The 4,264-nt window shown below is 72.8% G+C and carries 4 protein-coding genes; 2 read left to right on the top strand and 2 right to left on the bottom strand.

Going from position 1 to position 4,264, the window contains the following annotated elements; all coding sequences use genetic code 11:
* The coding region (locus QWU11_RS46965) for a carboxyl transferase domain-containing protein (protein ID WP_290121117.1) at positions 1-376 on the bottom strand (376 nt) is incomplete at its 3' end.
* Positions 377-581: 205 nt separating this feature from the next.
* On the opposite strand from QWU11_RS46965, the gene dpgA reads away from it, so the two are divergent.
* Both dpgA and dpgB read left to right on the top strand, forming a co-directional pair.
* Positions 582-1,712, top strand: coding sequence for a 3,5-dihydroxyphenylacetyl-CoA synthase DpgA (gene dpgA / locus QWU11_RS46960; RefSeq protein WP_290121116.1), 1,131 nt, complete (start codon positions 582-584; stop codon positions 1,710-1,712).
* The gene (dpgB, locus tag QWU11_RS46955) at positions 1,709-2,395 is read left to right on the top strand and encodes an enoyl-CoA-hydratase DpgB (RefSeq protein WP_290121115.1); all 687 of its coding nucleotides are present in this window, start codon (positions 1,709-1,711) and stop codon (positions 2,393-2,395) included. The genes dpgA and dpgB overlap by 4 nt, the downstream gene beginning before the upstream one ends.
* Before the next feature lie 271 nt (positions 2,396-2,666).
* Here dpgB and QWU11_RS46950 read toward each other — a convergent pair whose 3' ends face one another.
* The gene (locus tag QWU11_RS46950; protein WP_290121114.1) at positions 2,667-3,920 is read right to left on the bottom strand and encodes an MFS transporter; all 1,254 of its coding nucleotides are present in this window, start codon (positions 3,918-3,920) and stop codon (positions 2,667-2,669) included.
* Positions 3,921-4,264 lie beyond the last annotated feature (344 nt).

The raw sequence follows: 4,264 nt of genomic DNA, 5'->3' as shown, positions 1-4,264 counted from the left end.
AGGCGTGCGTCATCGCCTTGAAGATCCGCCCCACACCGTGCAGCGACTCCACACCCTCGGCCAGACGCGCCCCGCCCGAATGCCACAAACCGATGATCGCCAACCGCTCACGCACCGCGTGGTCATAGGCGTGAACGATGTGCTCACACCCCGCCGAACCCATCGCCCCACCCTGAAAACGCGGATCACTGGCGAACGCCACCACCGGCATCCCCTCGATCCGGCCCACACCCGCCAGGGCGCCACTGTCGTCCTCCTCGGTCAAAGGACGCAGCGACCCCTCGTCGAAGAGCGCGTCCAGTCGTACGCGAGGGTCCCGTGAATCTTGACCGGCTTCGGCATTTAAATAGCCGGCATCGACAGAAAATGCAGCCACCTTTGTCACTGTACCTATGCGAGAGCGCTGTCCAACTGTGAAAAGTTCACGGTTGGACGCCCACGGGCCCGTGCTTGACAGCAAGAATGCGGCCAAATTACCTTCTGGTGGGCCGTGTGGCTCTCACGAGGAAGGCACATGAAATGACCGACCGCCGCAGAAAGCCATTGCGCAGCAAGCCGCGAATGTGGGGATGGACCTTTCGATGAGCGTGACAGTTGAACCGCCGGCGATCGAATTACCGGAGGCGGACGCACTGGCGCAGACGCCGTTCCCCGCTCGGATCGCCGGAGTCGGGACCGCCACGTCGGCCACGTCGTTCTCACAGCGGGAAGTGCTCGACGCCATGGGGATCACCGAGCCGAAAGTGCGTTCGGTGTTCCAGAACAGCGCGATCGAGCGGCGTTTCCTGACACTGCCCCCGCGGGCCGAAGACGGGAGACGCGTCCCGGAGTCGCAGGGCGACCTGCTCGACAAGCACCGGAGACTGGCGGTCGAAATGGGCGGGCGGGCCCTGGCGGCCTGCCTGGAGCGCGCGGGCGCGAAACCGTCCGACCTGGGCCACCTCTGCTGCGTCACCTCGACCGGATTCCTCACCCCCGGCCTGTCCGCCCTGCTCATCCGCGAACTCGGCATCGACCCGCACTGCAGCCGCAGCGACATCGTGGGAATGGGCTGCAACGCCGGCCTGAACGCCCTGGGCGTCGTGGCGGGCTGGGCGGCGGCCCACCCCGGGCGACTCGCCGTCGTGCTCTGCGCCGAGGCGTGCTCCGCCGCGTACGCGATCGACTCGACGATGCGGACCGCGGTCGTGAACAGCCTGTTCGCCGACGGCGCCGCGGCGCTGGCCCTGGTCGCGGGCCCCCACGTCCTCGGAGGGCCGGGCGGGCGGCCGGGGCCGCGCATCCTCAAGTTCTCGAGCCTCATCATCACCGACGCGCTCGACGCCATGCGCTACGACTGGGACCGCGCCCAGGACCGGTTCAGCTTCTTCCTCGACCCGCAGATCCCGTACGTCGTCGGGGCGCACGCCGAGGTCGTCGTGGACCGGCTGCTGAACGGCACCCGCCTGCGGCGCAGCGACATCCGGCACTGGCTGGTGCACTCCGGCGGCAAGAAGGTGATCGACGCCGTCGTAATCAACCTCGGGCTGAGCCGCCACGACGTACGGCACACGACCGGCGTGCTGCGCGACTACGGCAACGTCTCCAGCGGCTCGTTCCTGTTCTCCTACGACCGGCTCGTCGAGGAGGACGTCGCACGGCCGGGGGAGTACGGAGTCCTCATGACCATGGGACCCGGTTCGACGATCGAGACGGCGCTGGTGCAGTGGTGAGCCCGGCCTGGACGGAGACCGAGTCGGTGCTCCGGATCGACGGCGTCCGGCCGTACACCGCCACGACGGTCCGGGAGATCGAGGCCGTCTGCGACCGTGCCGAGGACCGGAAGGGTCCCGGCGTCGTACCCGTGCACGTCTCGGGAGCCCCGCACGGCCCCTGGAGCGGCGACCTGAGCATCCCGCTGGTGACCAAGTGGGAGCGGGCGCTGCGCCGGCTGGAGCGCCTGCCCATGACCACGGTCGCGGTGGCCTCCGGCGACTGCGGCGGCCCGGCCCTGGACGTCCTGCTCGCCACCGACGTGCGCCTCGCGCACCCCGGCGTACGGCTCCTGATCGCGCGCCACGGCACGGCCACCTGGCCGGGCATGGCCGTCTTCCGGCTCTCCCATCAGGCCGGCGTCGGCCGGGCCCGCCGCGCGGTGCTGTTCGGCGAGCCCATCGAGGCGGAGGAGGCGGTGGAGCTGGGCCTGGTCGACGAACTGGCCGAGACTCCGGAGATCGCGCTGGCGGCCGCGGCCGAGCGGTTCGGCGTCTTCTCGGGCGCGGAGCTGGCGATCAGGCGGCGGCTGATGCACGACGCGGCCACGACCGGCTTCGAGGACGCGCTGGGCGCGCACCTGGCGGCTTGCGACCGTACGCTGCGGCAGGCCCGGGACGGACGGGGAGACCAGGTGTCGTGACGACGGAGACGCTCGTCGTCGAGGTCGTGGAGCCGCGCGACCTCGACGCGGCGGTCGAGCGGAGCGTACGGCGGCTCCAGGGCCCGGCGGTGGTCACCAGCCGGAGGATGTTCGACCTCGCCGGCGAAACGCCTGAGGAGTTCCGCCGGTTTCGCGCTGCGGATGTACGGCGAGGACGTGGTCGCGAAGGCGGGCCGCTTCGGGAACCCCTCGTCGTGACCGAGCGGCCGCGTCCGCTCGAGAAGAACGACCGTGCACCGGCTGGAGGCGCTCAGGCGGAGGCCACGGGTTCCGTGGCGGGCGGCTCGGCGGAGGACGGGGGCGGGTCGAAGAGGTGCCGTCTGGCGGTGTTGAAGACGGCGATCGCACAGAGGAACAGCCCGAAGGTGACGAACGCCGCGGCGGCGCCGCCGCCGCCGAGCAGGGCCCCGGCGAGCATCGGGCCGGCCGGCGCCACCGACATGGCCATGAAGCTGACGGTGTTCTGTACCCGGCCCTGCAGCTCGTCGGGGGTCATCCGCATCAGGGTGCTGCCGAAGACGACGTTCAGGGCGGGCACGAGCAGGCCGCTCAGCGCGATGAGCGCGCCCAGCACCAGCGCGTGCGACGTGGTGGCCATCAGGAGCGTGAGCAGCGCGTCGGCCCAGCAGACCGTGAGGACGATCTGCCGGGTGCCGAGGCGTCCCATCGCCCGTGGCGCGAGGAGCGAGCCGACCAGCGAGCCGAGGCCGGAGAGCGTGACGATGGCGCCCACGGACAGCCCGGACGACCCGCCCTCATAGCTCGCCGCCACCGCGATGAGGACGATGCCGCTGTAGGCGAAGTTGCTGGCCGTGGCGTTGACGACGACGCTGCGCAGGTACGGCGAGCGCCGTACGAACCGCAGCCCCTGGGCGGTGTCGGCCCAGAAGCCGTTCCCGGCCTCGTCCGCCGAGCGCTGCGGCCGCATGGACGTGCGGATCGCCAGCACGGCGGCCAGCGAGAACAGGTACGAGCCCGCGTCGGCCACGAACGGGACGACGGGGGAGAGCTGGAAGAGCAGCCCGCCGAGAGCCGGGCCGGCCGTGTACACGGCGGCGTTGCGCGCCTGGATCAGGGCGACGGCCGAGGCGAACTGCCCGGCCGGCACGATCCGCCGTACGGCCCCGCTCACCGCTCCGGCGAAGGCGCCCGTCGCGGCGCCGTCGGCGGCCGCGACCACGAGGATGAGCGGTAGCACCGTCTGGTGGACGGCCACGGAGTACGCCAGCGCCGCCATGCCGGCGGCGCGGACGACGTCGCAGGTGATCATGGTCCGCCGCCGGTCGTGCCGGTCGGAGAACGTCCCGGTGGGCAGCAGGAAGGCCACCTCGGCCGCCGCCTTGGTGAAGCCCACGAGGCCCGCCTTGGCGGGGGAGTGGGTCAGGGAGAGGACGAGAAGCGGCAGCGCGAGGTAGGAGGCCTGCGATCCCAGCTTGGACAGTGCCTGCGCGACCCAGATGTTGCGGAACTCGCGGTTGGCGCGCAGCGGCTCTGAGGTCCTCACGCCGTTCTCCCTTCGATGTGCCGGGCGGTGGTCGTGCGGCGGGGGGGGGGGGGGGGGGGGGGGGGGGGGGCCCCCCCCGCCCCCCCGGCGGCGGGGGGTGGGTGGGGGGGGGGGGGGGGGGGGGGGGGGGTGGGGGGGTGGGGGGGGGGGGGGGGGGGGGCGGGGGGGGGGGGGGGGGGGGGGGGCCCCCCGCCCGGGGGGGGGGGGGGGGGCGGGGGGGGGGGCGGCCCCCCCCCCCGCCCCCCCGCCCGGGCAGGGCCAGCGGCGGGTGGTCGGGGTGCTCGGCGGAGAGCTCCCCGCCTCCGCCAACGGCCACGACGACGATCGCGGCCAGCACGGCCACG

This window comes from Actinomadura sp. DC4 (assembly GCF_030406325.1).
GTDB lineage: Bacteria > Actinomycetota > Actinomycetes > Streptosporangiales > Streptosporangiaceae > Actinoallomurus.
Note: the sequence above shows the minus strand (reverse complement) of the source record. Positions and strands in the feature narration are given on the sequence as shown.

Coding starts and splice junctions, on each gene's coding strand:
- dpgA (WP_290121116.1), top strand. CDS start 582: ATGAGCGTGACAGTTGAACCGCCGGCGATCGAATTACCGGAGGCGGAC.